The 23,052-nt window shown below is 58.0% G+C and carries 30 protein-coding genes and 2 pseudogenes; 11 read left to right on the forward strand and 21 right to left on the reverse strand.

Going from position 1 to position 23,052, the window contains the following annotated elements:
• The first annotated feature begins 260 nt into the window (after positions 1-260).
• Positions 261-815: a hypothetical protein gene (locus tag NKH22_RS25320; RefSeq protein WP_196815269.1), complete on the forward strand. Its 555-nt coding sequence runs from the start codon at positions 261-263 to the stop codon at positions 813-815.
• A gap of 513 nt (positions 816-1,328) precedes the next feature.
• Here the strand turns inward: NKH22_RS25320 and NKH22_RS25325 are convergent.
• The 7 genes and pseudogenes from NKH22_RS25325 to NKH22_RS25350 all read right to left on the reverse strand — a co-directional run bounded on the left by NKH22_RS25325 (position 1,329) and on the right by NKH22_RS25350 (position 6,623).
• A complete protein-coding gene (locus NKH22_RS25325) occupies positions 1,329-2,066 on the reverse strand; it encodes an SDR family NAD(P)-dependent oxidoreductase (protein WP_245260672.1) in 738 nt (245 codons plus the stop codon).
• 70 nt (positions 2,067-2,136) lie between these two features.
• Positions 2,137-2,634, reverse strand: coding sequence for a 2,4'-dihydroxyacetophenone dioxygenase family protein (locus NKH22_RS25330; RefSeq protein ID WP_023752250.1), 498 nt, complete (start codon positions 2,632-2,634; stop codon positions 2,137-2,139).
• 203 nt (positions 2,635-2,837) lie between these two features.
• A complete protein-coding gene (locus NKH22_RS31570; protein WP_023822664.1) occupies positions 2,838-3,164 on the reverse strand; it encodes a hypothetical protein in 327 nt (108 codons plus the stop codon).
• A 143-nt stretch (positions 3,165-3,307) separates the two neighbouring features.
• A pseudogene (locus tag NKH22_RS31575) lies at positions 3,308-3,607 on the reverse strand (NADH dehydrogenase ubiquinone Fe-S protein 4); the annotation flags it as partial.
• Positions 3,608-3,677: 70 nt separating this feature from the next.
• Positions 3,678-4,187 carry an Hsp20/alpha crystallin family protein gene (locus NKH22_RS25340; RefSeq protein ID WP_023693481.1) on the reverse strand — a complete coding sequence of 170 codons (510 nt, stop codon included), beginning with the start codon at positions 4,185-4,187 and terminating at the stop codon, positions 3,678-3,680.
• Between the two features lie 74 nt (positions 4,188-4,261).
• Positions 4,262-4,738 carry an Hsp20 family protein gene (locus NKH22_RS25345; protein WP_023693482.1) on the reverse strand — a complete coding sequence of 159 codons (477 nt, stop codon included), beginning with the start codon at positions 4,736-4,738 and terminating at the stop codon, positions 4,262-4,264.
• A gap of 1,573 nt (positions 4,739-6,311) precedes the next feature.
• Complete coding sequence (locus NKH22_RS25350; RefSeq protein WP_352911463.1) at positions 6,312-6,623, reverse strand: hypothetical protein; 312 nt, start codon at positions 6,621-6,623, stop codon at positions 6,312-6,314.
• A gap of 199 nt (positions 6,624-6,822) precedes the next feature.
• Between NKH22_RS25350 and NKH22_RS25355 the strand changes: the two genes are divergently transcribed.
• Entirely contained in the window at positions 6,823-6,996 is a 174-nt protein-coding gene (locus NKH22_RS25355) for a hypothetical protein (RefSeq protein WP_023672650.1), read from the forward strand.
• A gap of 100 nt (positions 6,997-7,096) precedes the next feature.
• Here NKH22_RS25355 and NKH22_RS25360 read toward each other — a convergent pair whose 3' ends face one another.
• The gene (locus tag NKH22_RS25360; protein WP_352885974.1) at positions 7,097-7,273 is read right to left on the reverse strand and encodes a hypothetical protein; all 177 of its coding nucleotides are present in this window, start codon (positions 7,271-7,273) and stop codon (positions 7,097-7,099) included.
• Between the two features lie 62 nt (positions 7,274-7,335).
• Entirely contained in the window at positions 7,336-7,755 is a 420-nt protein-coding gene (locus NKH22_RS25365; protein ID WP_352911466.1) for a hypothetical protein, read from the reverse strand.
• A gap of 85 nt (positions 7,756-7,840) precedes the next feature.
• On the opposite strand from NKH22_RS25365, the gene NKH22_RS25370 reads away from it, so the two are divergent.
• Positions 7,841-8,659, forward strand: a complete 819-nt coding sequence (locus NKH22_RS25370; protein WP_352911468.1) for a hypothetical protein — start codon at positions 7,841-7,843, stop codon at positions 8,657-8,659.
• 292 nt (positions 8,660-8,951) lie between these two features.
• On the forward strand, positions 8,952-9,500 hold the full coding sequence (locus NKH22_RS25375; RefSeq protein ID WP_352911470.1) for a hypothetical protein: 549 nt from the start codon (positions 8,952-8,954) through the stop codon (positions 9,498-9,500).
• A 282-nt stretch (positions 9,501-9,782) separates the two neighbouring features.
• Here the strand turns inward: NKH22_RS25375 and NKH22_RS25380 are convergent, their stop codons facing one another.
• The 3 genes from NKH22_RS25380 to NKH22_RS25390 form a co-directional block, all read right to left on the reverse strand.
• Positions 9,783-10,742, reverse strand: coding sequence for an IS1595 family transposase (locus NKH22_RS25380; protein ID WP_352911473.1), 960 nt, complete (start codon positions 10,740-10,742; stop codon positions 9,783-9,785).
• 263 nt (positions 10,743-11,005) lie between these two features.
• Positions 11,006-11,539, reverse strand: coding sequence for a J domain-containing protein (locus tag NKH22_RS25385; RefSeq protein WP_352911476.1), 534 nt, complete (start codon positions 11,537-11,539; stop codon positions 11,006-11,008).
• A gap of 284 nt (positions 11,540-11,823) precedes the next feature.
• Positions 11,824-12,057: a hypothetical protein gene (locus NKH22_RS25390; RefSeq protein ID WP_032894393.1), complete on the reverse strand. Its 234-nt coding sequence runs from the start codon at positions 12,055-12,057 to the stop codon at positions 11,824-11,826.
• An 80-nt stretch (positions 12,058-12,137) separates the two neighbouring features.
• On the opposite strand from NKH22_RS25390, the gene NKH22_RS25395 reads away from it, so the two are divergent.
• Positions 12,138-12,350: a hypothetical protein gene (locus NKH22_RS25395; protein WP_023672644.1), complete on the forward strand. Its 213-nt coding sequence runs from the start codon at positions 12,138-12,140 to the stop codon at positions 12,348-12,350.
• Between the two features lie 11 nt (positions 12,351-12,361).
• On the opposite strand, the gene NKH22_RS25400 is transcribed toward NKH22_RS25395, so the two are convergent.
• Positions 12,362-12,625 carry a hypothetical protein gene (locus tag NKH22_RS25400; protein ID WP_031262500.1) on the reverse strand — a complete coding sequence of 88 codons (264 nt, stop codon included), beginning with the start codon at positions 12,623-12,625 and terminating at the stop codon, positions 12,362-12,364.
• Positions 12,626-12,879: 254 nt separating this feature from the next.
• Here NKH22_RS25400 and NKH22_RS25405 point away from each other — a divergent pair, with 254 nt between their 5' ends.
• Complete coding sequence (locus NKH22_RS25405) at positions 12,880-13,218, forward strand: hypothetical protein (RefSeq protein WP_352911479.1); 339 nt, start codon at positions 12,880-12,882, stop codon at positions 13,216-13,218.
• A 198-nt stretch (positions 13,219-13,416) separates the two neighbouring features.
• Here the strand turns inward: NKH22_RS25405 and NKH22_RS25410 are convergent, their stop codons facing one another.
• The 3 genes from NKH22_RS25410 to NKH22_RS25420 form a co-directional block, all read right to left on the reverse strand.
• Positions 13,417-13,599, reverse strand: a complete 183-nt coding sequence (locus tag NKH22_RS25410) for a DUF3606 domain-containing protein (RefSeq protein ID WP_352911482.1) — start codon at positions 13,597-13,599, stop codon at positions 13,417-13,419.
• 585 nt (positions 13,600-14,184) lie between these two features.
• A complete protein-coding gene (locus tag NKH22_RS25415; protein ID WP_352911485.1) occupies positions 14,185-14,388 on the reverse strand; it encodes a hypothetical protein in 204 nt (67 codons plus the stop codon).
• Positions 14,389-14,447: 59 nt separating this feature from the next.
• The gene (locus tag NKH22_RS25420) at positions 14,448-14,789 is read right to left on the reverse strand and encodes a hypothetical protein (RefSeq protein WP_023673396.1); all 342 of its coding nucleotides are present in this window, start codon (positions 14,787-14,789) and stop codon (positions 14,448-14,450) included.
• Positions 14,790-14,878: 89 nt separating this feature from the next.
• Between NKH22_RS25420 and NKH22_RS25425 the strand changes: the two genes are divergently transcribed.
• From NKH22_RS25425 to NKH22_RS25435, 3 genes are all read left to right on the forward strand, one after another.
• Complete coding sequence (locus NKH22_RS25425) at positions 14,879-15,298, forward strand: hypothetical protein (RefSeq protein WP_352911488.1); 420 nt, start codon at positions 14,879-14,881, stop codon at positions 15,296-15,298.
• A gap of 177 nt (positions 15,299-15,475) precedes the next feature.
• Complete coding sequence (locus NKH22_RS25430; protein ID WP_352911491.1) at positions 15,476-15,649, forward strand: hypothetical protein; 174 nt, start codon at positions 15,476-15,478, stop codon at positions 15,647-15,649.
• Between the two features lie 1,734 nt (positions 15,650-17,383).
• Positions 17,384-17,518 carry a hypothetical protein gene (locus NKH22_RS25435; protein WP_352911494.1) on the forward strand — a complete coding sequence of 45 codons (135 nt, stop codon included), beginning with the start codon at positions 17,384-17,386 and terminating at the stop codon, positions 17,516-17,518.
• 188 nt (positions 17,519-17,706) lie between these two features.
• Here the strand turns inward: NKH22_RS25435 and NKH22_RS25440 are convergent, their stop codons facing one another.
• On the reverse strand, positions 17,707-17,892 hold the full coding sequence (locus NKH22_RS25440) for a hypothetical protein (protein ID WP_352911496.1): 186 nt from the start codon (positions 17,890-17,892) through the stop codon (positions 17,707-17,709).
• A 293-nt stretch (positions 17,893-18,185) separates the two neighbouring features.
• Between NKH22_RS25440 and NKH22_RS25445 the strand changes: the two genes are divergently transcribed.
• Positions 18,186-18,425 carry an exopolysaccharide production repressor protein gene (locus NKH22_RS25445; protein ID WP_023706903.1) on the forward strand — a complete coding sequence of 80 codons (240 nt, stop codon included), beginning with the start codon at positions 18,186-18,188 and terminating at the stop codon, positions 18,423-18,425.
• Between the two features lie 298 nt (positions 18,426-18,723).
• Here the strand turns inward: NKH22_RS25445 and NKH22_RS25450 are convergent, their stop codons facing one another.
• The 4 genes and pseudogenes from NKH22_RS25450 to NKH22_RS25465 form a co-directional block, all read right to left on the reverse strand.
• Entirely contained in the window at positions 18,724-18,945 is a 222-nt protein-coding gene (locus NKH22_RS25450) for a DUF1127 domain-containing protein (protein ID WP_352911498.1), read from the reverse strand.
• 841 nt (positions 18,946-19,786) lie between these two features.
• Positions 19,787-20,683: an ABC transporter substrate-binding protein gene (locus NKH22_RS25455; RefSeq protein ID WP_352911500.1), complete on the reverse strand. Its 897-nt coding sequence runs from the start codon at positions 20,681-20,683 to the stop codon at positions 19,787-19,789.
• Positions 20,684-20,761: 78 nt separating this feature from the next.
• The gene (locus tag NKH22_RS25460; protein ID WP_352911502.1) at positions 20,762-21,136 is read right to left on the reverse strand and encodes a Rieske (2Fe-2S) protein; all 375 of its coding nucleotides are present in this window, start codon (positions 21,134-21,136) and stop codon (positions 20,762-20,764) included.
• Positions 21,126-21,965, reverse strand: a pseudogene (locus NKH22_RS25465) (amidohydrolase family protein); the annotation flags it as partial. The pseudogene NKH22_RS25465 and the gene NKH22_RS25460, both read right to left, overlap by 11 nt.
• 546 nt (positions 21,966-22,511) lie before the next feature.
• On the opposite strand from NKH22_RS25465, the gene NKH22_RS25470 reads away from it, so the two are divergent.
• Positions 22,512-23,051 (forward strand): hypothetical protein, encoded by a 540-nt coding sequence (locus NKH22_RS25470; protein WP_352911505.1) that lies wholly within the window; start codon positions 22,512-22,514, stop codon positions 23,049-23,051.
• Position 23,052 lies beyond the last annotated feature (1 nt).

Genomic DNA, 23,052 nt, shown 5'->3' on the forward strand with positions numbered 1-23,052 from the left:
TTGTCCAGATCCTGCTTCCTCGTTCCGGCAACGCGGAGAGCGCTTCGCCGAGGAAGACTTCGACCGTCTGAAGAACGAACTCGCCGCCGCCGCAGCCAGCGGGCATACCCCTTATCGGATGCCCCACTTACATTTGTAATTGCAGCGACGCTTCACCGGCTTTAACTCACGCGATCATAGCAGCGACACGACAAATGCAGGCGGCCGCCCGAACACCGGCAGAAGCTGCAAGCATTGGGTGCGCCTGCAGGGAGGCGGCGATGGTTGCAACGCGTACGGACACTGCGCATGCGGTTATGGAATTCATTCTATCACGGCACCGCTCACCGGTCCGCGAAGTTGGATTTTACGAGGCTATGAGTCAAACCCGACAAGCGATCGCCACATCGCGCGAGGTGCTGAGGCGCTTTCGCGAACGTCAGGGCGACGACACTCCTCGAGCAAAGAATACAGACCGTGGTCCTGTCGCCGTGTCAGCCTTCGATGCCGACATCATACGCGCTGCATGCCGAGATCTGATCGCGGAGATGAACGTGCCCGAGTGTCAATGGCGCGAGCTGGCGCGAAGTCTGGTGCGCGAATTCGTGGCCTGCGAGCAGACCGAAGCCGGTTTGGTGGATTGGATCGTCCGCCGGCCAGCGATGACGGAGACGGACGAGGCCGGCCGACCGGAGCCAGCCGGCGAGGCGGCGAATGAGCCAGGAGTCAGTCGACCGCAATCAACGCGAGCAAACAGGTCTCCCGGCGACTTGTTGCGCGGGAACTGCGGTGATCCGAGGATCGGAAACTTTGGCGAGCGGCTTGGACACATCTGATCCTCCTCGTCTCTAGCGTCGGGCTCGTGTTCGCATTTGAAGCATGTAGTGAGACTGGCCGATGGCGTGACCTTTCGTTGAGTGGAGACGAATGCGTCCAGCCCACTGTCCAAGGCACGGCGACGGCCATGTCGCGTTGCTCCCGGCCTTCGCACACAAGGAGCCCAAGCCGGATGCCAACCAGGCTGCATTAGGCCAATGGGAACAATTTGCGCGGGCCGAGCTTGGGCTAGCGTCGTACAGAGGTGCAAGTATGCAAGATAATTTTGACCGAGCTTCATCCGTCGCGGAGGTTGCGGAATCATTCGTGAGATCCCGGAGGCCGTTCTCTGTCGTATCGACCCGGGATGCGGTCACGATTGTCAGGAAACAGGCAGCTTTTTGCGAGCATACGGATGGCGAGCTTGCGGAGTTGGTGGCGGCAATTGCGGTCAGGCATGGTCGATTGGTCGCGTTCGATCTTGATCTCGACGACACAGGCTTGGAGATCGGTCGCGCAGCATAGCCAACGCCTCACGCAATGAGATAGCCACCGTCAACCGGCAAAATTGCCCCAGTGATGAATCCCGCGAGCGGCGAACACAAGAACATGGCGGGGCCGGTCAGGTCGCCCGGCGTACCCCAGCGACCCATCGGAGTGCGTTTCATCAATTCCGCGTTGCGAGCTGGATCGGCCCGTGGCGCGGCGGTCATGGCGGTCTCGATCCAGCCAGGCGCCAATGCGTTTACGCGAATGCCATCCCCGGCATAGGCGATCGCAAGTGACTTGGTAAGTTGCACGACCGCGCCCTTGGATGCGGCGTAAGCCGGCGAATGAGCCGCGCCGAAAAACGCGAACATCGATGCGATGTTGACGATGGCGCCCCCGTTCGAGAGTGCCCCTCGGAACGCGCTCGCACTCCGCATGGAGCCGGTGAGATTGATATCGACCACCGTTTCGAAACCCTGGACAGTGAATTCGGCGGCGCGCAGGTTTACCCCTGCGCAATTTACGAGCGCTGCAACGGATGTGAACTGACTTGAATATCCTTCGACCGCAGTCATGTCCCGGACGTCGAGTACTGAATACGAGACGGCGGTGCCGTATGCACGAGCGGCCGCCACCTCGGCGGCCGTGGCCCCCGTCGCGTGGACGATTGCCCCGGCCCCGGCGAACGCCATGGCCATGCCGTTTCCGATGCCTGTCGTGCCTCCGGTAATGACGACGGTCTTGCCCGCGAAGAAGGGCATCGCCCATATGGAATCGGTCACCAAGATCTCCTCGTTTCGCCTCTGTGGCGGAGCGCGAACTTACCGCAGCGGAAGACAAACGGGCGGATGTCTACCGCACGAATTGATCGACGAAATCGTCCCCGAGACCCACGCTCGCATAGTGGCTTCTGCACATGTCGATCTTGGTGAAAACGTCCTCGAAACCAATCTGCTTGTTATCCTTGTCCAGGTAAACCATGCAGCCGGAGATGTTGAAGAAGGTGATCATCTCGGGCACGTCGCTTGGGACCGTGAGCGTGTGGATTTCACCGGGCGGCTCGAAAACGTAAGATCCGGTCTCTGCCACCCAGTCGTGTTCAAGGTAGTGCCAACGCCCCTTGATCACATAGCCATGCACGGGGGCCGGATGCAGATGACGGCTTAATATCCCGGCCCGGCGTACGCGGAGCAGATTGCACCACTGGCCTTGCATTGTGTTGAGCATAAGTGGTCGGAACCACACGCCCTTAGCCTGTGGGACCCAGACACGCTCGTCTTCGGGGACGGCAGCGATCGCGATCTCTTTCGGTGCCAGGGGATGGGCGGAGCCGTTGAAGGATTGATACATAGGAACCTCTGTCGCCAATTCATTGGAGTCCATATCAGCGCGATCCTAACAACTGGGCCGAGTTCTGCCGAGGCGCAATCGGGCGCCCACGCATTGGGAAAGTTGTCGGCGCGCGCCCGCCCGCTGCCGCGACCGCAAGCGGGAAGGGTTTCGGGATGGTCCGTTGGGCGTCGAAGACGATCAGTGGGTTCCTTCTTGCCTTATCATGCGGCTATCCGGGAGTGCACCGGGCTGGTCCTGGTCTGGAAGCCCCGGTTTCGGACTTCCAAGGCCAGCAAGGCGAGTTCGACCTCGTCCAATCGCGACGGGCGTGCATTTTCCGGCATGCCTTCGGCGGTGGCCAGGTCGATCAGGTACTCGTTCCAGGCCCAGTTCTTGAGCACAGCGCGTTTCTCGTCGGGTGCGAGCACCGGGTCATCCACAACCTCCATCGGAGAGGCGTAGAATGTCTCCGGCTCGGAAAGCGCCGTCTGTATGTGCGCTGCCTGTGCGCCGGCGCCATAGCCGTGGCTTGCCTGGAGCCAAGCCAACTGCAGCCGCTGCCAAACCAGGTCGGAAAGGCCTGTTTCTCCTCCGATGCATGCTGGCGCGTGACCTTGGCCTGGGAAGCAGGAGGTGCCGCCTGCACCACGTAATTGAGGCCTTGACGCTCGGCATAACGGATGGCCGCTTCCAGCGTCGGAAAGTTAAGTTCAACCTGGGTCAAGGTGTCCCGGCCACCGGTATAGCCCATCAGCGGCTCGATGAACGGGGCTGTGCGGCGTTCGAAGACCAATCGCCAGTCCTTGCGGGGCTTTGCCGAGGTCATGGCCGAGCGGCAGGGCTGGTAGATCCGCGCCGTTGCGCCGTCCGGAAACACTGACCGTCCCCATGACAAAGCCGGCCCGTCTAGACGAGGCCGATTGTCATTGTCCGGCCGGACGGACGTCTTGGTTGGGTTCCTGATGTTGTCGCTGCTTTGAACTGTCTCCATTGCCTGTCCCTCCCGTTATGAAGGGTCGCACGGGCAGCGGCCGTAAGGGCCGCCACCCATACTGCATCCGTCAGTTCTTCCCGTTGATTGCGATCCGCTTGGCCTTCGCCTGCGCCCGCTCGGTCTTGGGCAACGTCACGGTCAGCACCCCGTTCTTGAAGGCGGCGTTGACCTTGTCTTCTTCAACCTCGTAGCCGAGCGGAATGAGGCGCTCGAAGCGACCGTAGAAGCGCTCGGAGAACTGCCGGTCCTTGTCCTCGGTCTCGGAACGCTTCTCGCCTTTAAACTTGAGCGCCCCATTTTCCAGCAGGACTTCTATGTCGCTCTCGTCCAGGCCAGGTATTTCCGCCGTGACGCGGACTTCCTTGTCCGTGTCGGAGATTTCGACACTCGGCCAACTGGCGGCGAAAGAGGGACCGAAGGCCGGCAGTCTGGCGCCAAAGCTGCGGAAGGCGTCATCGAACAGCCGGTTTACCTCCCGGTGGAGGGAGACGAAGGGGTCTCGATCTCCGTCGGGGAAGAGACTGGGCGCCGAGTTTCCGTTGCCCCGGCCCCATGGGATCAAGTCACGTACGCTCATTGTCTTTCTCCTTTTGTAGGTCTCTGAGTCGGGCGGGACGCCCGGCTCAAGCGAAAGCCTTCATGGTGGATTGCTCAGGCGGCCAGCTTGTCGGTCTCGACCTTGGGCGCCTCGATCTTCGGCATGGGGGCCCCGCTGGAGATTTCGATCTTGCGCGGTTTCATCTCCTGGGGAACCTCGCGCTTGAGATCGATGCTCAGCAGCCCGTTCTCAAGGCTGGCGCCCTCGACTTTGACATGATCGGCCAGTTCGAACCGACGCTCGAAAGCGCGCCCGTTGATGCCGCGGTACAGATACCGGCCGTTCTCATCGCCGGATTGCGACCCGCTCACAACCAGCATGTTGGGCTGGTGGGTGACGGTCAGCTGGTCCTGCGAGAAACCGGCGACCGCCATCGTGATGCGATACTGATCATCATCAACCTTGGCGATATCGCAGGGCGGCCAGTTGTCGAACGAGGCCACACGGCTCGCACTTTCAAGCATGTCGACCATGCGGTCGAAGCCGATGCTGGACCGGTATAGAGGGGTAAAATCGAGGTTTGTCTTCATAGCCACATCCTCCTTGAGCAACATGGACAACAGAAGGCGCCAAGAGCCTTGCCGCCTCCTGGTGTTGCCGGCCCCATTGGGCGGCCGGCGACCATCATTTAGAATCGCGACGTGCACCTTCAAGAGGAAGAATAGGAAAATTTTCATCGGCAATCTGGGCGAACGCACCGATGCCACACCCCTCCCGCCGGCGGGGTCACTCGCCGACGGGTCCATGGTGCAAGAACAACTACGTCGCCCTTAAATCCGATCGACGAATGGTACGAACGCGGCCACTGCCGCGCTGTCGCTGCAGTCAGGACCGGCGCGCTCATCCGATTGATCCAACTGTTGCAACGCATCCATGATCGTGTCGAAGCTGACCGGTTCACCCGCTCCCGGCAGCATGCGAAGCGCTGGCACGGATTCTACGGCGCAGGCATCCGACGCCCATGACGAAAGAATGGCGCGCTACTCCTGAACAGCCAGGGCAACGTCGGTCAAAACGTCGTGGGGATGTTTGAAATGCCGCGCCGGATGCAGCAAGCGGTCCAGAAAACGTCGGGGGCCACGGGTTCAATCGATGCAAAATAGGTCGAAATGGGTCCTTCCATGGATGGTCCTCCGCTTCAGACAATCTCATGCGAGTTTGGCGGCTCTCGCCAGCGGCTGTCGCGATCACGACCAGGCAGATCATCCAGGAACGACGCTCAACGACTTTCCCTAGGTGATGTCGATACCGAGACTCATCGTCCGGCACCCTGGGCGGCTCGATCACGACCGAAGCGAACGAGCCGTTCGCGATCGAGGGTGGCGATGCTGCACTTCCCCAGATGTTCGGAGCATAGCGAGGGCTGCGGCCTTGGAGCGGCGAGGGGACTTGCCTACATCGCACAGGTCGTCGATATGGAGGTCGATGAGTTCGCCGAAGGCTTCAGGCAGGCTATACAGTCTCACTGCGATCGACTTGGTGTCGGTGCCCCAGCGCCGCGCATCGTCGCGTTGCAGGAAGGTCTCGCTGACGCAGCGTGTGCGGTAGGTTCTAAGGTTCTGATGTTAAACAGAAGCTGAAAAATCAAGAGCATAGACTGGCCATTGCACCGATGATGGATGGCATAGATAGATCAACAAAATCAAATATTTATGAGGGTTCGTGTGCAAATACTGCACACGCAAGTTCCGCTTCTCTTCTTTTTTCGTTCCTACGAGGGAGCTGCCGAAAGGCCTTTTCGGACCCTCTTTTGCCGACGATACTATCCGCTCCAATGCGAATAAGCATCAGTGGAGGCACACCACAAACCCTGGCCGACGTTGAAGTCAAAACGTCCGGGGCGGCCTTCTTCTTGTCAGGGTCGATCGCCGGCAGTGGCGCAGTCGGCTCATGGAGCGGGGGCGACAGCCCAATTCATGACGAGATTGCTTTGACCAACGATCGGCCTGTTGCGACCGACGCATGGTCGACACCCACAACAGAGAACGATGCGACCAGAGATTTCACAGTCACCCTGTCCGGCTCTATCATCAAGGCCGTGGGCATCTCGTTCCAGTAAGGATCAGCCGGCGATTCGCCATTCCAAGGCCAAGCTAAGGGCACCTAGTGGGCCATATCGCGCAGAGGCTTCTTGCGCTTCGGCGGCACATAGGCCTGCACCAGCCTGACCTTGTCGATGTCGACCGTGACCGGCGGTCCTAGGATAATTGTCACCTTGCCGCCTTCCTCGTCGACATAGGTGACGTTGCCGACGAGTTCGATCTGCTGCCCTCGCTTCACCTTCGTCGTGCGATCGAGGATCGAATGGGGGAAGTTGTAACTGGGTATGCTGACGCTGACGTGGTCCTCGTCGACCCGCCTGCGCACTGCGGCCGTTATCGCCACCTCGTCGCCGATGCCTATTCCCCGAGCCATGACAGGATTCTGAGCGGACAGCTTTTTAGTCAAGATGTAGCTAATATACGGCGCAGCCCTTGGCGGACTGACGGGCGCCACGGCCGAATTTGCCTATTTCCCAGCCGGCCAGGCCTGGCGCGTAGGCTGACTACCAAGTTATATACGCTCATGCTAATATGAGGGCACCACACCTTTATGAATTAGGCAAAGGTGGAGCATGGTCAACGAGTCGGTGACAACCTACGTTGTGAGCGTGTTTGAAGCGCCGAACTGGCGCACGGTGCTTACGACCAACGACAAGGCTAAAGCCTTGGCCTGGGCGAGAGAGATCGGCGAAAACGTGCAGGTCGAGGAGATCACGCCGGAGCCAAAGGGTGCTAGCGCTGAGTAAAACGGCTGGTTGCCGCTGGGCGGCTGGCCGGAGGGACCGTTATCCTACCGGAATTGATCAAGCGCGACCGTGACGAGTGCTGCCTTGCCTTGCAGGCGGCTCACGTCGCGTTTGCCAAGACAGGGGAGCCGGATTTGCAAATTGCCACGCCCAGGCCGATACCGAGGCCGAGGAACAGCTTACCTGCCGCATCGATGGCGAAGGCGCGAGCAGGGCGCCACACGTTCTGGCTAGGCTCTCTGAGGGCACTGGCGATATCATCGAAGATCGCTTCCATGACCAGATTCTAGATCCAAATCGCGAATATGTGCGGCGGGTTTCTCGCAACAAAAACGGGCGCTACTTCTTCGTGATCCAATCCAGCAAGCCGGCTTCGATCTGCTCACACCCGACATATTCGCGTACCAAGCATTCAGCGACAACGCGCCACTGACACTCGGGCACGTCTGCATCCCTGACTAGGTTTTGAAATGCGGAGCGGAGAACCTCGGCATCGAACCCCGATATGCGCATCGGCGCGAGATCGTCCTCGTGCTGTGCCGGTCCTGTCATGTTCGGCTGGATGAATGGCGCCCTCTTGCCGGTAATGGTCTCAATCGACTTCAACAGCGGTCGATGGACCTCACGTAGAGCTTGGTAGTGCACGCTGTGATACGCCAGGAGCGGCCCGACGATGCTCTTGTGCAGCGCTTCGGCTGCCGCGATGAAGCGCTCGATTTCAGCCCGGGAAAGCTGTTCGGAAGGTTTGGTTCTGGCCATTGGCGATCTCCGCTTGAGGGGTCGCCGCAATGAGGACTACAATCAGCATATTGTACTTCGCGTACCCAACTCGGGAAAGTGTGCTATGAAGCACATTGACCGGGGGGAATTCGTACCCGGCAAGCCGGGGAGCTTGTGGGATATGCTGGAGGTCAAAGCTAAGCCATTTGTTGAGGCGATATCGAAACTAGCATCGATGTCGGCCATGATCCGCACGTTGAATGAACACAAACCAGAAATGCCTACGGTTAAAATCGACAAGAAAACCGGCAAGGGACTGGAGGCTTTGCTTGTTCCGTTTATCGAGTCCTGCGGTCCTCTAGGAGCAAAAATATCTGGCAAAGGGGCTGAACGCATTGTCCAGATGCTCAAGGAAAGAAGCCTCAACTACGTAGAGTTGGGAGTGAAGTTCGAGACCCTTAACCAAACATTCCGGGATGAGTTGGAAAGTTCCAGGTTGTTCGCTCTCAACGCGCGGGCAGCAGATTGCTTTGCGCTCGCCACTGAGACGTTCGGCGCTGATGTGATCGATAAGTTTCCCGACGCGGAACACGACCTTGAGGAAGCAGGAAAGTGCTTAGCCACCGCACGAAACACCGCGACGGTGTTCCACCTCATGCGGGCTTTGGAAGTCACGCTGCAGTTCCTGTGCGGCAAACTCAGCATAACGAACACCCAACGGGTTTGGGGACACTTGCTATCGGATCTCAACCAGAAGATCGATGCTATGGCCAAAGGAGAGCAAAAGAGCCGATGGGCCGCCGCCTCTAGCTACCTATGGCAGGTGAAAGAGGTTTGGCGGAATGAAACTATGCACCCGAAACAAACCTACACCGACGAGGAGGCGAGAGAGGTCTTTGAGGCAAGCCGGGTGTTCATCCGTCATGCGGCGAAGCTGGTGTGATTATCGCCTTCATAGTACTGTTGCCGCGCCCTACAAAAGAATCGGCAGTACGCCTTGGAACTCCCCGGCTTTTTCCCGCTGTCGACGGCAGACCCGCTTCTGTATTTCTGCGATGAATCGCATATCAGGACTTTTGACTGGATTGGCATAGGCGGGATTGCGGTCCCACCTTCTCGGGCGACAAAAATAGCCGCCGATCTGGCGGCTATAAACGTGCGATGCAACTTAGGCGAAGATTCTGAAATCAAGTTTTCCAAGTGCAGGGAAAGGCGCAGTAGCGCCCACTTGGCCTATGTTGATTATCTTTTCGACGCAATCGAACAAGGGTACGTGCATTTCCACGTACGGTTTTCACCATTCAAAAAAATATGACCACTCTGCAAGCGGAAGACGCAAAGAGACGGACACCATCAGCAAGGCGTTCTATCAGCTATTGCTGCATCGGCCCGGACGATATTACGGCGACGTGAGGCGGCTATTGATCCGGCCGGACATGGGTGAGTGCACCGCATACCTTCCGGCTATGATGATGGGTTTGAATACAGACATCTGCCAACGCTTTGAGCTCAAAGCGCGGCCTGTTGCCAGCATCGTGGCGCGGGACTCTAAACTAGAACGAATGTTGCAGCTTCTAGATGTCAGCCTAGGAGCTTTGACGGCAGCGAGAAATGGGAACCATGAAAATGGGAAACTGCGCGACCACAAGGTGGGCGTTGTAAAGCGGGCGCTAGAACGCGGGGGGATTAAGGACATCGAGAAGTCTCACCCGATGGAGACCAAGGGCTTTAACATCTGGAATGTAGTGCCGAAGTGGGAAAAGGGAGCCATTCCAACGCGCTAGCCGACAGTGCCGGCAGTCATAGATTTCTCCTAGGTATTCGCGCGCCGGAATGCTGATGTAAACATACATCCGAATGCACTGATTTTCAAGAGTCTTTAGTCCTTTTAGAGGGCAAAACAACGTCTAAAGCCCTCTCGAAAGATGCCCCCGTTTCATCTGCCTCAAGCTCCCGAGCGGCTTTCTTGAACCGCTCGGATTGCTCTTTCTGACTAAGCTTTCCGGTCTTTTTTCCGGGCGGCTTTCGGGCGGTATTTGGACTGTCGCCAGATGCCATAGGGTGCCTCACCTTGCACTAGTCGTTTCATAGGTCAGGCGCTTGCCGACGACACCATCAAGGATGCGACCGGCGCGCGCTACATCATTCACGCCAAGGGCTACGCGCGAATTATGGCGGAAGTCAAATTCTGCCAGATAGCGGTGAAGGTGCTTCTCTGCGCAATGCTGGTAGGTGCCGCGCATGCCGCGCTTAAACACCGAGAAATAGCTTTCGATGGTGTTCGAGTGGATGACGGCATCGCCAACGTAGCGAACGTATTCGCCGCCAGTGTGCTTAGTGGTCTCATGGCCCGCGAAGTGGTCGTCCATGCCGTGATAGAGCTTGCTCTCGTCGGTGTAGAGAGTGCTTTCGTGGTGGACGTTCTCAGTCACCAGCGCCGCGACATTGAGCTTGGTCGCCTGTACAACGTGGAAGGTGCGAACGTTGCCGCCGCGCTCCACGAGGCCAAGGATAGCGCGCTTGTTCGAGGGGCCAGTCTTGCCGCTCTTGGTGAAGGGGCGACCGCTGGTGGTCATGGTGCGCTTCTCTTTGGTCGGGCCGTAATAGGTCTCGTCGGCCTCCACGATCATGCCGTTGCCGCCGAGCGGGCCAAGCTTGCCGTCGCGCATGGCTTCACGAATGCGATGCGAGATGAACCAAGCGGTTTTCAGGGTCACGCCAAGGGTGCGGTGAAGCTGGTTGCTCGAAATGCCCTTCTTGGAAGAAGCGATAAGGAAGATCGCCTGTAGCCAATGGTTGAGCTTGACGTGGCTGGCTTCAAAGATGGTGCCGATCTTCACGGTAAAGGGCTTGCGGCACTGGTAGCACTTGTAGGTGCCAATGCGGGTGCTCTTGCCTTCCATCTTGGAGATACGTTCGACGCCACCGCAATGCGGGCAAGTCGGGCCGTTCGGCCAAATCCTGGCCTCTACAAACTTGTAGGCGGCGGTTTCGTCGTGAAAGTGGCGGTCTGAAAGCACGGACATCGGTCTAACTCCTTATGGAATCAACCTATTCCGATTGTTTGGGTACGTCAAGTATAATATGCGGACTACAATCCTACATGCCGGACTGCCTCACAATAGGGCTCGCTGGCCTACTTCGAGGGAAGCGATAGGACCAGCGTCAGCATGATCCTCATTGCCCCCGTCCGCAAGCGGCCACCGAATTTCCTCAGCCTATCTGGTCTCGGCAAAATGACGCGCGAAGCTCCCCTGGAGCCTTGCGGAATCTTGGGCAGATACCCTCTTTAGTCTCTACTCAGGAGCCGAATGCTGGTATCGCGACGCAGTTCGGAATCGGCGCGATCGACGCCTTCCACCGTGATCGCGATTGTCCCGTTCTCAATTCTTGCAATCCATCCCTTTGCCTTCATGTACCAGAGATGAAACTCCAGATGCTCTGGTGGACAGCCTAACAACCGTTCGATTTCGACGTCGCCAATGCCCGGATTGCCGACATCCTGGCGGCGCTTCACATAGAGCAGCGAAAGCAGTTTGGCCTGGACCATAGCATCCTTCTCGACCCCTTTGGGGTCGCTTGCCTCCTCGACCAATTTAAGCCGCTCACCGGCATGCTCTCGATAGGAGATATCGTACTGGGCGCGCTTAACGGGATCCCTCAAGACGTTGTGTGCTTCTACTATTTCGCTGAAGCGGGCTTCGTTACCAGTTTGCTGATTGTCGGGATGATAGCGCATCGCAAAGTAGCGGAATATTCGCTCAAGTGTCTCCGAGTTGGCGTTTGGGCTGATCTCCAAGAGTTCGTAGTAATCGACGAACAATGCGCTGCTCCCTCAAACATCGCTCGACAGCCGCGGGGGCCGACCGCCTACATGGCGATGCAGTGCCCTCACTCGTCGAGTTCATATACGGACAATACATTGCGCCCGGGGTCAAGATGAGCGGGAGCTAGTGGACGTCAGCCAAGGCGGCTCCCGCGCGGGGTGCAACGAAAATGGCCGGGGCCGCAGTGGGAGATTGCCTGATCAGCGCCGGCCGGAGTTCGGGGTAGAACTCAATGCCGAAGCCGCCTGCGCAGCCAAGGTTGGGGTTTGACCGCGCCGTCCTATAATGGGACAGCGCGGTCAGGCGGTTTCGTCATCACGCGCAATTGCATCTGGTCGATCGTTGCGACGATGGCAGCCGCCAGCGCTTCCGCCTCATCCATGAGCCCCGGCCCATAGAGACCGTTCACCGCTTCCTCGCTAGGCAGCACGCCGGGCGGGCAGTGGTCCTCGATTGTGCGCCGGATGAGCGTCAACGCTGCCCGGCATTCGTCGGCTTCGATCTTCATAACCATTGAAACATGCGTTTGAGCTAAAATGTTCCGGAACCGATTTCGGGCTCGCGGCTTGAGACGGTGAGGGAAGAACACTAGTCATGCCCATCAGACGAAAAGCCGTGGATGCCGGGATCCTTAAGCCTGCCGAATTGGCCTTGCTAGGGCGCGTTTTCGAGCAGCTTAAACTCGTCGACGACCAATCACCCGATGCGCAGGGCCGGTTGGCCTCTCGGATCATTGCCAACTACATGGCCGGGATAAAAGATGAGGCCGAACTTCTCTCGCTTTCGAAGCAGCCGTTAGGGCGGTAAGGTCGGGAAAGCTAGAGCTTCACCAGCCGCACAACATCAAGCGCGACCGTCACCACCGGGCCACCCAGGCTGACCGTTACGGCGTCCTTCTCGACCCGTGTGACGCTGCCGATCAGTTCGATGGTCTGACCTTTGACCACCTTCGTGGTGCTATCCCGAACGGAATGCGGAAATCCGTAGGTCGGTATCGACACGCTGATCCTGTCGTCAGTGACGCGTCGAATAGTGGTGGCGTCGATCGCCACCTCATCGCCGATCTTGAGACCATTAGCCATGCACTGGAGTCTGGTGCGGCCGTCTCAGGGGTCAAGTAGCGGAACCTAATATGCGCTTTGAACTTATCGGCTGATGAGCACACGCGGCATCAACTTTCTCGATCGGTGGATGGCAGAGCACCTGCCCAACGCAATGACTGATGATCCAGTGGCGGTAACCGCGTTCCAAACATTGCTTGACACCAACGAAACGAGCCGGTGGCACCGTGATGAAATGAGACGGCGCTGACCTTCCTCGAACTGCAGCGCGTGTCATGACCGCCCTTCGCGTTCTAAAGCCCATGGGATGCCCGCAGGGAACCGACGCGCGCATATGGCGCCAGTCCGTAGAAAAGCGCCTGAACGACCTCCTAGACCGTGCCGTGAGCCTGATAACGGCACTGTATCTCATGCAGGCTGATTGCGATCTGGAGGAAACGGCAGACGATGAGCCATCGCTTGGCTGCCTTGATGATCTAGAGCTGGACAACGTCGACGAGGAAGGCGCGGACGCAGAGCCATGCCCGGACACCCACGGTGAAACCGTGATTTGGGGCGAGGATCTGAAATCTCAGGAAGTGCTGGTGGAGAGCGGCCCTAAGATGAAATACTAGGACACCATGTAGCCCTCGACAGGCTGGTCCTTAAAATTGTCTGGAACAGGAGCCGCCTCTGCGGGTTTATGTCGTGCGCGGTCTTCTCCGGAAAGTGGCCGCTCTATTCAAGGTGAAGAAACCCGCCGCCTTGGGCCCCCTCTCAGCGGCGGGTTTCTCTATTCCGGCGGGTTTTTTCTGTTGTCATGTCGCGTTTCTTTACCTGAGCTTTTCAGCGGCGGCGTTTGCCTCGTCCCTGTTGCCGTTGGTTTCCTTGATTATTTTCAAGGCCATATCCTTTGTGATTGCGTGCTTCCGGGCGAAGTAGTTCACCTCGTAAGGCTCGCTGGTGGACACCCTGGCCCGATCTTGCTTTCCCCGATTTGATTTGTTGTCAGCCATAGCTCTCTCCATGTCGCGTCCAAGTCCACGGACCTGCCGATAGTTGCAGGAAAGAATTGGCGCCGCAATCGGCTATGGGTGGCGCGCGCCTTCATTGGCGAACATGACGGGAACAATCCGCCTTTCCGTGTTGCAGTCATGTTGCAATGACAACAAGGTACAGGACGGGACATGCCCGGTATACAAGGGTTTGCGCGTTACAGAGCGGGAAAACCGATGTAACACGGTTCGGTCGCGGCCTTGTTCGCTAACTTCATGATTTGCCTGATCAATTGTTTGGCTGGGGTTTCCTGGAAGCTTGTCGAACTTTCTGCGTCGCGGGTCAGCCCGAATTGCGCTTGCTTATGGACTCGTTAAGCCTGTGGTCGGGGGGCTCGGACCGCACCGGCCCACGATATCGCGTCGGCGGCGCCGCACCTATTAGATCGCTTATGGCTGGCTGCTGCTCAACAGGGCGAACGTCTACGACGCCCGCCTTCCGCATGAGCCAGGCAGGACACAGTTCCTTCAGTACCAATTTGAGATAGTCGACCATGCAAAGGCAACGCTCGTTGCCGCCTGCCGGTTCCGCCGCCGACTTGGCGCTCACATACCGAGCGTTTGAGTGCTTCCGACAGGTCGAGTCGCCTCAGCGAACAACTCAGCCGCTGCTTGCACCTTATCGGCAGCCTCTTCGACCCGATCGAAGCGCGTCAACACACGACATTGGAGGAACGACAACCGCGCCGCATGGTAAAGCTCGCTGCGCTTATGACCGTCCAAGTCCAAGGGTTCAAACAGCATCGTCATGGCGAAACCCCTCCCTTCGGTGCCCGGCTCTCGTTGAAGGCCGGGCCGTTAGACTGCGATCAATAGTCGGTGTCATAATCGCTGTTGTCGTCCTGCTGAATGACGACGTGACGGCGGTGATGCATCGGACGGTTGATCGATCCGGTGACCACAAAGTCGCTGGACCGGTGATGATGCCGGCGCCAGGCGCGCTCGCCATTGTCGTAAAACGCCTGCTCGCCATGATGGCGGCGATGGAGACGGTGTCCGTTCCGATAGATGACCACACGGTCGTTATTGTTGTCGTCCCAATAATGGCGGTGGTGATGTCGCTGGGTCTGGAAGACGATGCCTTCTTCTGCGGACGCGACCGCAGGCGCAGCCAAGCAAAGCGCCAATGCGCCAAGGATGATGGTCTTCATTTCGAGTTCTCCAAAAAAAGCCTAAAACGCCCTTCGGTAAGGAAACTTTGCTCAACGACTTTGGTTCCGGCATCGATCGAGACGTGCCCATGAGCACCGTGCGCAAACTCGCAGCGATCAGACGCCAACTCGCGCAAATGGCGGCGCTCGTCGCTGGGATCGAACGGAGTTCGAGGATCGGGGTTCTGGAGATTGGGTCGAGACGGCGGTTGCCGCCGAGGCTCTCGGCCAGAAGATCGGAAAGGTTTCGGCCGGCGCGTCGGCGGCAGATGGAAAGCCGACGTAGCGGCTATGCGGGAATATTTTCGGCAAAAGTGACAAACGCGACGGGACGCATCGCGTTTGCGATGGACATAATGGCAATGAACATCGCTGCCAAGATATCTCGCCCTTCGAAAACGGCCAGCGCCGCTTACTTCAGATCAGCACTGAAGCTCCCGAGACCGACCTCGGAATTCGTCGCGGCGGAAAATGCCTACCGCAAAGAGCCGACGCTCGGCGGAGTCTGAGCGGCAGGCTCGAAGCACTGAAGATCGAAGCCAACATCGACAACCCTTCCAGGGCGAAGATTCCGACGCCCGGCATCGATTCCTTCAAGGACCAGACCGGCGGCGGCCGGTACTTCGAGAAGATTGGGTCACCAGTGCGCAGCCGGCCGTTACAACTGCAGGTCCAAACAGCCGGACATGCGCCGATTTCAACGGCATCACCAGCCAAAAGGCGCGAGCATCTCCAATTTCGTGGGGCTGTCGTCCGGCTTTGTGATCTGCTCGGGCTACATCGATGCCATCGACACCCACAACACTGGCGCAGGCAACGCCGCTAACAATGATTTCCTGTGGGGTGACGACGCTGGTTAGTTGCAAATGGCACTTCTATCCGGGGGGCCGATTGTCCAAGGATCGAATTTCGTGTCGTACCCTTGGCAGGTTGCCAGTACTGCCATTTCGACCGGCGTGCCTGTGGTGACGACATGGCGCCACGAAGGCGGGAGCCTCTATTCTCCGTCAATGCGGCTTTTATCTGGCTCATCGCTTCCGGCACCACCTCCGGCTCCCTGAGCAATGTCACCGAAGATTTTAGTGCCCTTTGTGGAAAGGATTTCCTTGGCATCCATGCATCAACAAGTTCGACCTCCGCTGAATCAGAGACTGCTACGTTTTCGGGAAACTCAACGGCAGATTTTGCTGCTGTCGCACTTCAGCCGGCCGCAGCGAGATAGCTAACCAGCCAGCGCCATTCTAAAGCCAACGCCTAGGCCGACAGCGAGGCCAAGGAACAGCTTGGCGGCAAGATCGAGGGCGAAGACTGGGCGCCACACGTGTGAGCGGGGCTCTCTGAGGGCGTTGGCGATATCATCGAACACCGTTTCCATGGAATGATTCTAGATCGGAACTCCGGGAATGTGAATCCCCTGTTTGTTCCACTGTCGCCCCCATTGGGCAACCTGCACGGTTCGCCCGAAACCGTGCAGGCAGCAAAGGTGGCTTAACGCACCACTCTGAAGCCACTCGACTCCAGCGACGCTAGTGCCGTCTCTGCAAAGGTCGCGCAATTGTCCAAAGGACCATTGTTTTCATAGAGCGTGGCTTGATAGGCTGCTGCTAGCCTTCAAAAATGGCGGTTAGAAGCTGGTCGCGGCCTCTGGCGGCGTCAGCGGCCGGTTCAACAGTCATCTTTCGTGTTTGAGGGTGTTTGCCTTCCATGAGGAACTCGAGGAGCGCCGACACCAGCCACTCGGCGCTGTCCCTGTCCAGGGTCCCGCAAGACTCGGCCGGGCTCGCATCACCTCGCCGGTCGGTGCGAGCTCACAATCGCGGCCATCTGGTCCGCTGCTTGAGCTTGGGCTTCATCAGAATGAAGGGCGACATGGTTCATCCGAATGTTAGAAATTTGCGTTGGGGGAGGTGAGAATGAGGCTACCAGGAAATGTGTTGGCTGGGAGAACGCCGAGGTGCAGTGCGGTCCGCGAAAGCGATCAATGAGGTTGAATGCACAGAACGTGCCGCCAAGACAGCCAGGTTGAAATCGCTACGCTTGGCTCAGATCTTGCCCGAGGCCGACCCGCACTTTTCGTTCAACGAGGAACTCGACTGCTCGGTACTTGTCGCCGTGCTGGCTCGGGAACCGCATAATAATCCAAAGCGGCCCGAATCCCATTCTTTCCGGCGGCTGCCCCTGCGACGAGGCCTTTGATCTCCTCAAGCAGCGCCGTTAGGCTTTGCCAACAATCGGCTTTTTTCGCCGTGGCGACCCCACATGGCTCTCAACAACGCGCACGTGCTCGGCGTCGACAGTCACCAGTGGCCGCAGGCTGACGGTTACCTTGTCGCCGTCGATGCGCGTGACCGGGCCGACTAATTCCATATCTGGCCGATCACGGCCTTCGAAGTCGAATCGACAACCGCATGCGGGAAGTCATAGGAGGGAATCGTCACGCTTATGCGATCGGGTGTCACCCGGCCGCGGGCGGGTGCAGTGTCAAGGATGAGAGGTTGCTAACAAATGAGCGTCCGTGGCCTGAGGTTTCTCGATAAGTGGGTAGCCAACAACTGCCCATTGTGGCGCGGGGAGACCCCATCTCGGTTGGCGACTTGAAAGACCAGTTGATGACAGCTGCCGAGAAGGCCGGGATTCTTGCCGACGAGATCAACGGCGAGCTTGAAAGCGTCTTCGAATTGATTATCGAAGTGAATCGTCGTGTCGCCGAAAGGGTGGACTTAGCCTGAGGCTTCCCCGACGTGCCGGTCATGTCCTACATGCCGGACTGCCTGACAAGGGGCTCGCTTACCTAACCGGCCAGCGCCACGCCAATGCCATCTCAGAGCAAATGTAGATCGACACCGCGAATCCGTGAATCCCCGGTTTGTTCTGGTCATGGCTTCTGCGCCGGTCCGGTCACACAGCGCTGGTGCGTTCACCCCTCCGGCTGGGCAGGGTCCGGTTCTTGGTGCCGCTCTCGTTGATTTTCGAGGAACAGCTTGGCGAGTTCGCACCACTCAGGATGATCCGTGGTTTTATGCTCTTCTACGAACTCGAGGAAAGCCTTGCGCAAAGCGTCAAGGTCGAAAACCCCAAGATGCTCGCCCATACCGTCGTCCATGCCCGCGACTCTCAACGGTATTAGCTTGTCCTCTCGTTTGAGCCTTCAAGAGGGATTCCCTGAGTTTTGGCTTGGGAGCGCCTACATGGTTAATGGCGTGATTGCTGATATGACTATATCTAGGCAGCGCGGGGGCTCTATCTTCGCGCGCGGTGGCCGGTGCGGCCCCACACCCAAAGACTGCAGCGACCATTTCTGTGGATGGGTAGTGCTAGCCGATGCGACATCATGCTGCAGCGATATTTTAGAATCGGCTAATTGTGCAATCGCTAAATTAATGAAATGCGTGAGGAATGTATTTTCCACAGTTCCTGGTCGGCATGTCTGCCACTGCGATCATTGTGGCGATCTGGACCTACATCGAAGCCGGTTCAATTTGGACCGCGCTCGGCTGTGCGGTCCTTGCGCTGATCGTTCTGCAAGTCGGGTACGCCGGGCTGGTCGTTTGCTTGATATACTGGCGATCATCGGAAGCGGCTGACTCGACTAGTCGAATTTCGGTCGCGGCTCAAGAGAACGTCGACGGCATCTGATAGCCCGCGATCGTCTCGGCACGGTCACGTGACCCTGGGGCAGCAGTTTTGCCTCGCAGTGCCGCCAGCAAGTGGGCCTACAACGTGTTTGCGGTGACAGACACCTACCCCGAGCTTCGGGCTGAAAGCCTTATCATTGATCCAGACGCGGAACTGGAGGACGGGTGCGTTGTGCTCGCTATGTTTGGAGGCGGTCATCCGCAAACCATTAGCTGGCGCTTCCCGCGCTACAGAACCTGGAACGATCCAGTTTAATTCTCGAAGAATTTGGCTCGCAGCCTCAGGGTGGCGGGCTTTTTTATTGCTCAGCCCCTACGTCTCGACGCCGGCTGCGGAACGCAAACGTCGTGATGTCGTCACGGGAAATCCCGATGTCGCTGAGCATGTCGTCTGGTGACGCGCTCAACTCGTCCGTTGCCTTCAACAGCGCCTTCTTCTCGGCTCGATGACGAACCCAATCGGCAAGGGGACCAACTGCGACAAGAGGAAGATTCACTAGCATAGGAAGGTTCACAAGCATCGGACCACTCCCTTTACCGCTGCAGGTTACCGCTGCAGGAAACTGCACGTAGCCTACGCCGATACGTCGATGCGTCTGTGACAAACCTCACAGATCGATCCGAACGGGCAAAAACTGCCCGGATGCCTGACGGTGGCGGGCTTTTTATATATTAGCAATGCGTAAAATTCGAGAAGGTTCATGGCATGGTTGTTAGCAAACTCGCTGCTATCGTGCGACGCAGGGCTCGGTGGATGGTGTGCTGGAATGCGCGGGGCTGGATGGATCAGGGGTCTGATGGAAGCTGACGCTCGCGATCTGCGGAGCGAGATCAGTCGGCTCCAAATAGACTTGATCGCTGCCGCCAACTCTCAGGGCAAATCCAGGCTGCATGACGTCGCGCACACACTGCGATGCCAGAAGGCGCGGCTGGAACGTCTGGAGGAGTGCCTCGCTTCACTGACGTCGAATGTCCGGCCAGAGGCATCCGCAACCCCGCCCCATGAAGGCCGGCCGTAAAAGGCAGCTCATCATTTCCGAAAGAGAACTCGCTGCCTCTGAGCACGTCGTCTGGTCGACTCGCTCAACTCGTCCGTTGCCTTCAACAGCGCTTCTGCTCGGCTCGATGACGGCCCCAATCGGCAAGGGAGCAACGGCGACAAGAGGAAAATTCACAAGCATAGGAAGGTTACAAGCATCGGGACCACTCCCTTACCCCTGCAGGAAACTGCACGTAGCCTACGTCGATGCGTCTGTGACAAACCTCACAGATCGATCTGAACGGGCAAAAACTGCCCGGACGCCTGGCGGGCGGGGGCTTTTCTATTTTGCCATCGGATCACCGAGCGCAAGCCAAGTGACTTCACCGGTGGCTGTACGCACCAAGTACCACGTCTGAGCGGTCTGTCGGTCGAAAAAGATGGTCCACCTCGCCCGTCGACAAGGCCGCCATGCGAGCGGCAAGATCTGTGATAAAGATGAATTCCACCTCGTCGAGATAGGGCTTGCCGTTTTTGAAGTAGTTTGGATTGCGCTTGAGTTTCGCCGAAACGCCGGGCTGGAAATTCTCAAGGACGAAAGCGCCGGTGCGAACCCCTGAAGCCCAGTCCGAATTGCCGTCCTTGGCTGGCATGATGACCAGATGGTAGTCACTCATGATGTAAGGGAAATCGGCGTTGCCGCTCTTGAGCGTGAAGACCACCGTTTCCGGGCCGTCCGCCTTGATCCTGGCGACGGACTCCAACAGCGACTTCGCCGCCGATTTTGTGTCCTTGCCCATGTGATATTGCAATGACGTCACGACGTCATCCGCCGTCACAGTCTTGCCGTTGTGGAAGGTTGCGCCTTTGCGCAGCTTAAAGGCCCAGGTCTTGGCCCCGTCCGAAGATTCGAAGCTCTCGGCGAGGTCCGGTTGGACATTGCCTTTGGCGTCGACCTCAGTGAGGCTGTTGGATAGCGAGCCCGAAAACGCGGTTTGTGTGAACGTATCGGGGTAGCCGGCCGGATCGATTGAATCCGTCGTCGCGCCGTGAGCCATGCCGAGCTTGGCGAAGCCGCCCTGCATCGGTTCGGCACGCGCCTTGGCGACGAAGAGCGTGTCGGCGGCGGCGACCGTCAGGCCTGCGGCTATTCCAAGATGAATGAAGTCGCGGCGGGAAACTTTGCCGCCACCGACCAGGCTTTGCGCGATACCAAGCTTGCATTCAGATTCTGAGATTTGACTCTCCCATTGCGGAGTTCTCCGCGTTATTTTTTTCAAGCACCGCGAACAAATCTGCTAGTTGGCTGCGGCCATCTTTCTTCGAATTTTTCAAATCCCAATCGGCTTTTGGGCCAATCAGGCCGTCACATAGATGCTGCCGGCTTCGACGGTGACTGGAAATGTGCGAGCGCGAATGGACGGATCGACCAAGGCTTCACCTGACTTAATGTCGAATTCCCAGCCATGCCAGGCGCATCGGACGATCTCGTTTTCGCGATGATAGATGAATTGCGCTTGTTCAACGGGCGCGGTTGTCCCGCATTGCGGTCCTTCGCAAAGTGGAGCTCCGCGGTGCGGACAGACATTCAGCAGCGCGTGGAATGAATCTCCGATGCGGAAATCCCGACCGAAAGGCTGCGGATCTTGGCGATAAACGGAGATCCTGTTTCGATCTCGTCGACGCCGCAGATATATGTTTTCTCGGGCATCGTATGCTTCCTCAGGCGGCATTCGCGGCTTGCGCACGGGGGATGCGTTTGTAGACTTCCAGCGCGTTCAGTCCCATGATCTTGCTTTTCCACGCAGGAGGGATTTGCAGCGTGTTGGCATCGTCGTAATCCCAGTGCGGATAGTCCGACGCAAACATCAGCGTGTTTTCCCCGTCCATCGCTTCGAGCGTGGACCAGAGATGTTGGACATTTGCAGGCTGCTCCAGCGGCTGCGTGGAAAAGCGAATGTTGCGCCGGCAATATTCCGAGGGCAGCATCTTCAGCCATGGCGTCTCTTTGCGCAGCGCTTTGTGGTCGGCATCCAGGCGCCACAGGACCGACGGAACCCAGGCGACACCGCACTCGATGATCACGAAGTAGAGGTCCGGCCACTTCTCGAAGACGCCATGGGCGATCATGCTTGCCACGTGCGACATCGCCGACATGTGCAAAATGGCATGCATTTCCCAGAAGAATGTCGTGGGCGCAGGCGCAATGGCAATTGAATTCACGCCGCCATGCCCGCCCAGATGTATGGCGAATCGCAACCCTACTTCAGCCCAAGCTTCGTAGATCGAATGGTAGAACGGGTCTCCATACGGCTTGACGGACCCTTGGGAAGCGAGAACCTGGACCATGCGCGGATGACTGCCCAGACGGCGTATCTCGGCGGCAGCGAGCTTCGGATCCTGTGGTGCGATGATGATCGAACCCATGAAACGATCGTCTTTCGGCAACCATTGATCGATCTGATAATCATTGTAGGCGCTGACCAAGGCGCTGGCATAGTAAGGATTGGCGAGGGTCGACGCCTCGATCGGCTGATCGCCGGTGAGGATCGCCACGTCCATTCCGCAACGTCGAGTTGACGTGTTTGTTGCACCAAAAGGCTGATTTCCGGTTTCGAAGGGTTGTCCTTAGGAAAGCTGAGGACGGGCAGGGCGCAGGCTCGAGCATCGTGATCGGGTTTTACATCGGCGGGTCGCGACGTTGGAACCACTTCGCGGATTGAACGTTGCGAGCGGATGATCAGACGATTTGCCTACGCCCTTATCCTCGTCCAAGTATCTATGGCGACTGCGCTCGCCACGCAAGTATTCCTGTCGACCGCAGACGAAGCCGGTAACGCAGAACTCTCGCTTGCGACGGCGCCAGGCGAAGATCAGGGATGCGCCAAGGCGATGTGGCCCGATATTCCGGAACGATGTCTGCAGCGAGCCGAGCCTAAGGTGGTTACGCTCGTGCTCAGCCAAAACAACTAATGGCTGCGCCATACGCGAATGGCTGTTGCAGGCTGCCATGCCCCATTGGCCGCGCCACCACAGAATCACCACCGCTCCGTTAAGCCTCGCGTAATCTCTGCAATCTATCTTGAAAGCAAGATTGTTGAGGGTGACATGAAGCGCAAGTCGATAATGCTCTTTGCCTTCCCATCGCTGATCCTGCTGATCCTTGCAGGGGAGCGCATAGCGACTTTCTTGCTGGGAGCATATCCGGCCAGCCCCACAATGTGGCGGGTTTGGCTTGAACTAAGGCCGCTGTCGACGATGTTCTGGCAACAGGTCGATCTTTATCTCGGGTCGTCGATGGTCGTAGATGCCTCCATGCTGGCAGCCGCGTCGATCGTTTGCTGGACGGCGTGCCGCACAAGAAGGTCGGCTGCCTTTTTCTTTCTTGCCAATCACGTCGCCCTGCTTTTCGCCGGGTTGATGATCGCCGTCACCAGCCATTCCGAAACAGCGAGCACGATCGCTTCATTCGCCGTGCCCGGGGGGCTTCCCTTCTCGCTAATAGTCGATTTCACCTTGAAGAACAGCCTTGTGCTGGTTCTGGGTCTGACAGCATGCGCCTACTGTCATGTTGCCTTTCTCAGCGAAGCTCGAGAGCAATCCGGAGCGCTGGCCGCGAGGCTTGTTGCACTGCAGCGAGATCTTTAAG

It is taken from the genome of Mesorhizobium sp. M1252 (assembly GCF_040318265.1).
In the GTDB taxonomy this organism is placed as follows: Bacteria; Pseudomonadota; Alphaproteobacteria; order Rhizobiales; family Rhizobiaceae; genus Mesorhizobium.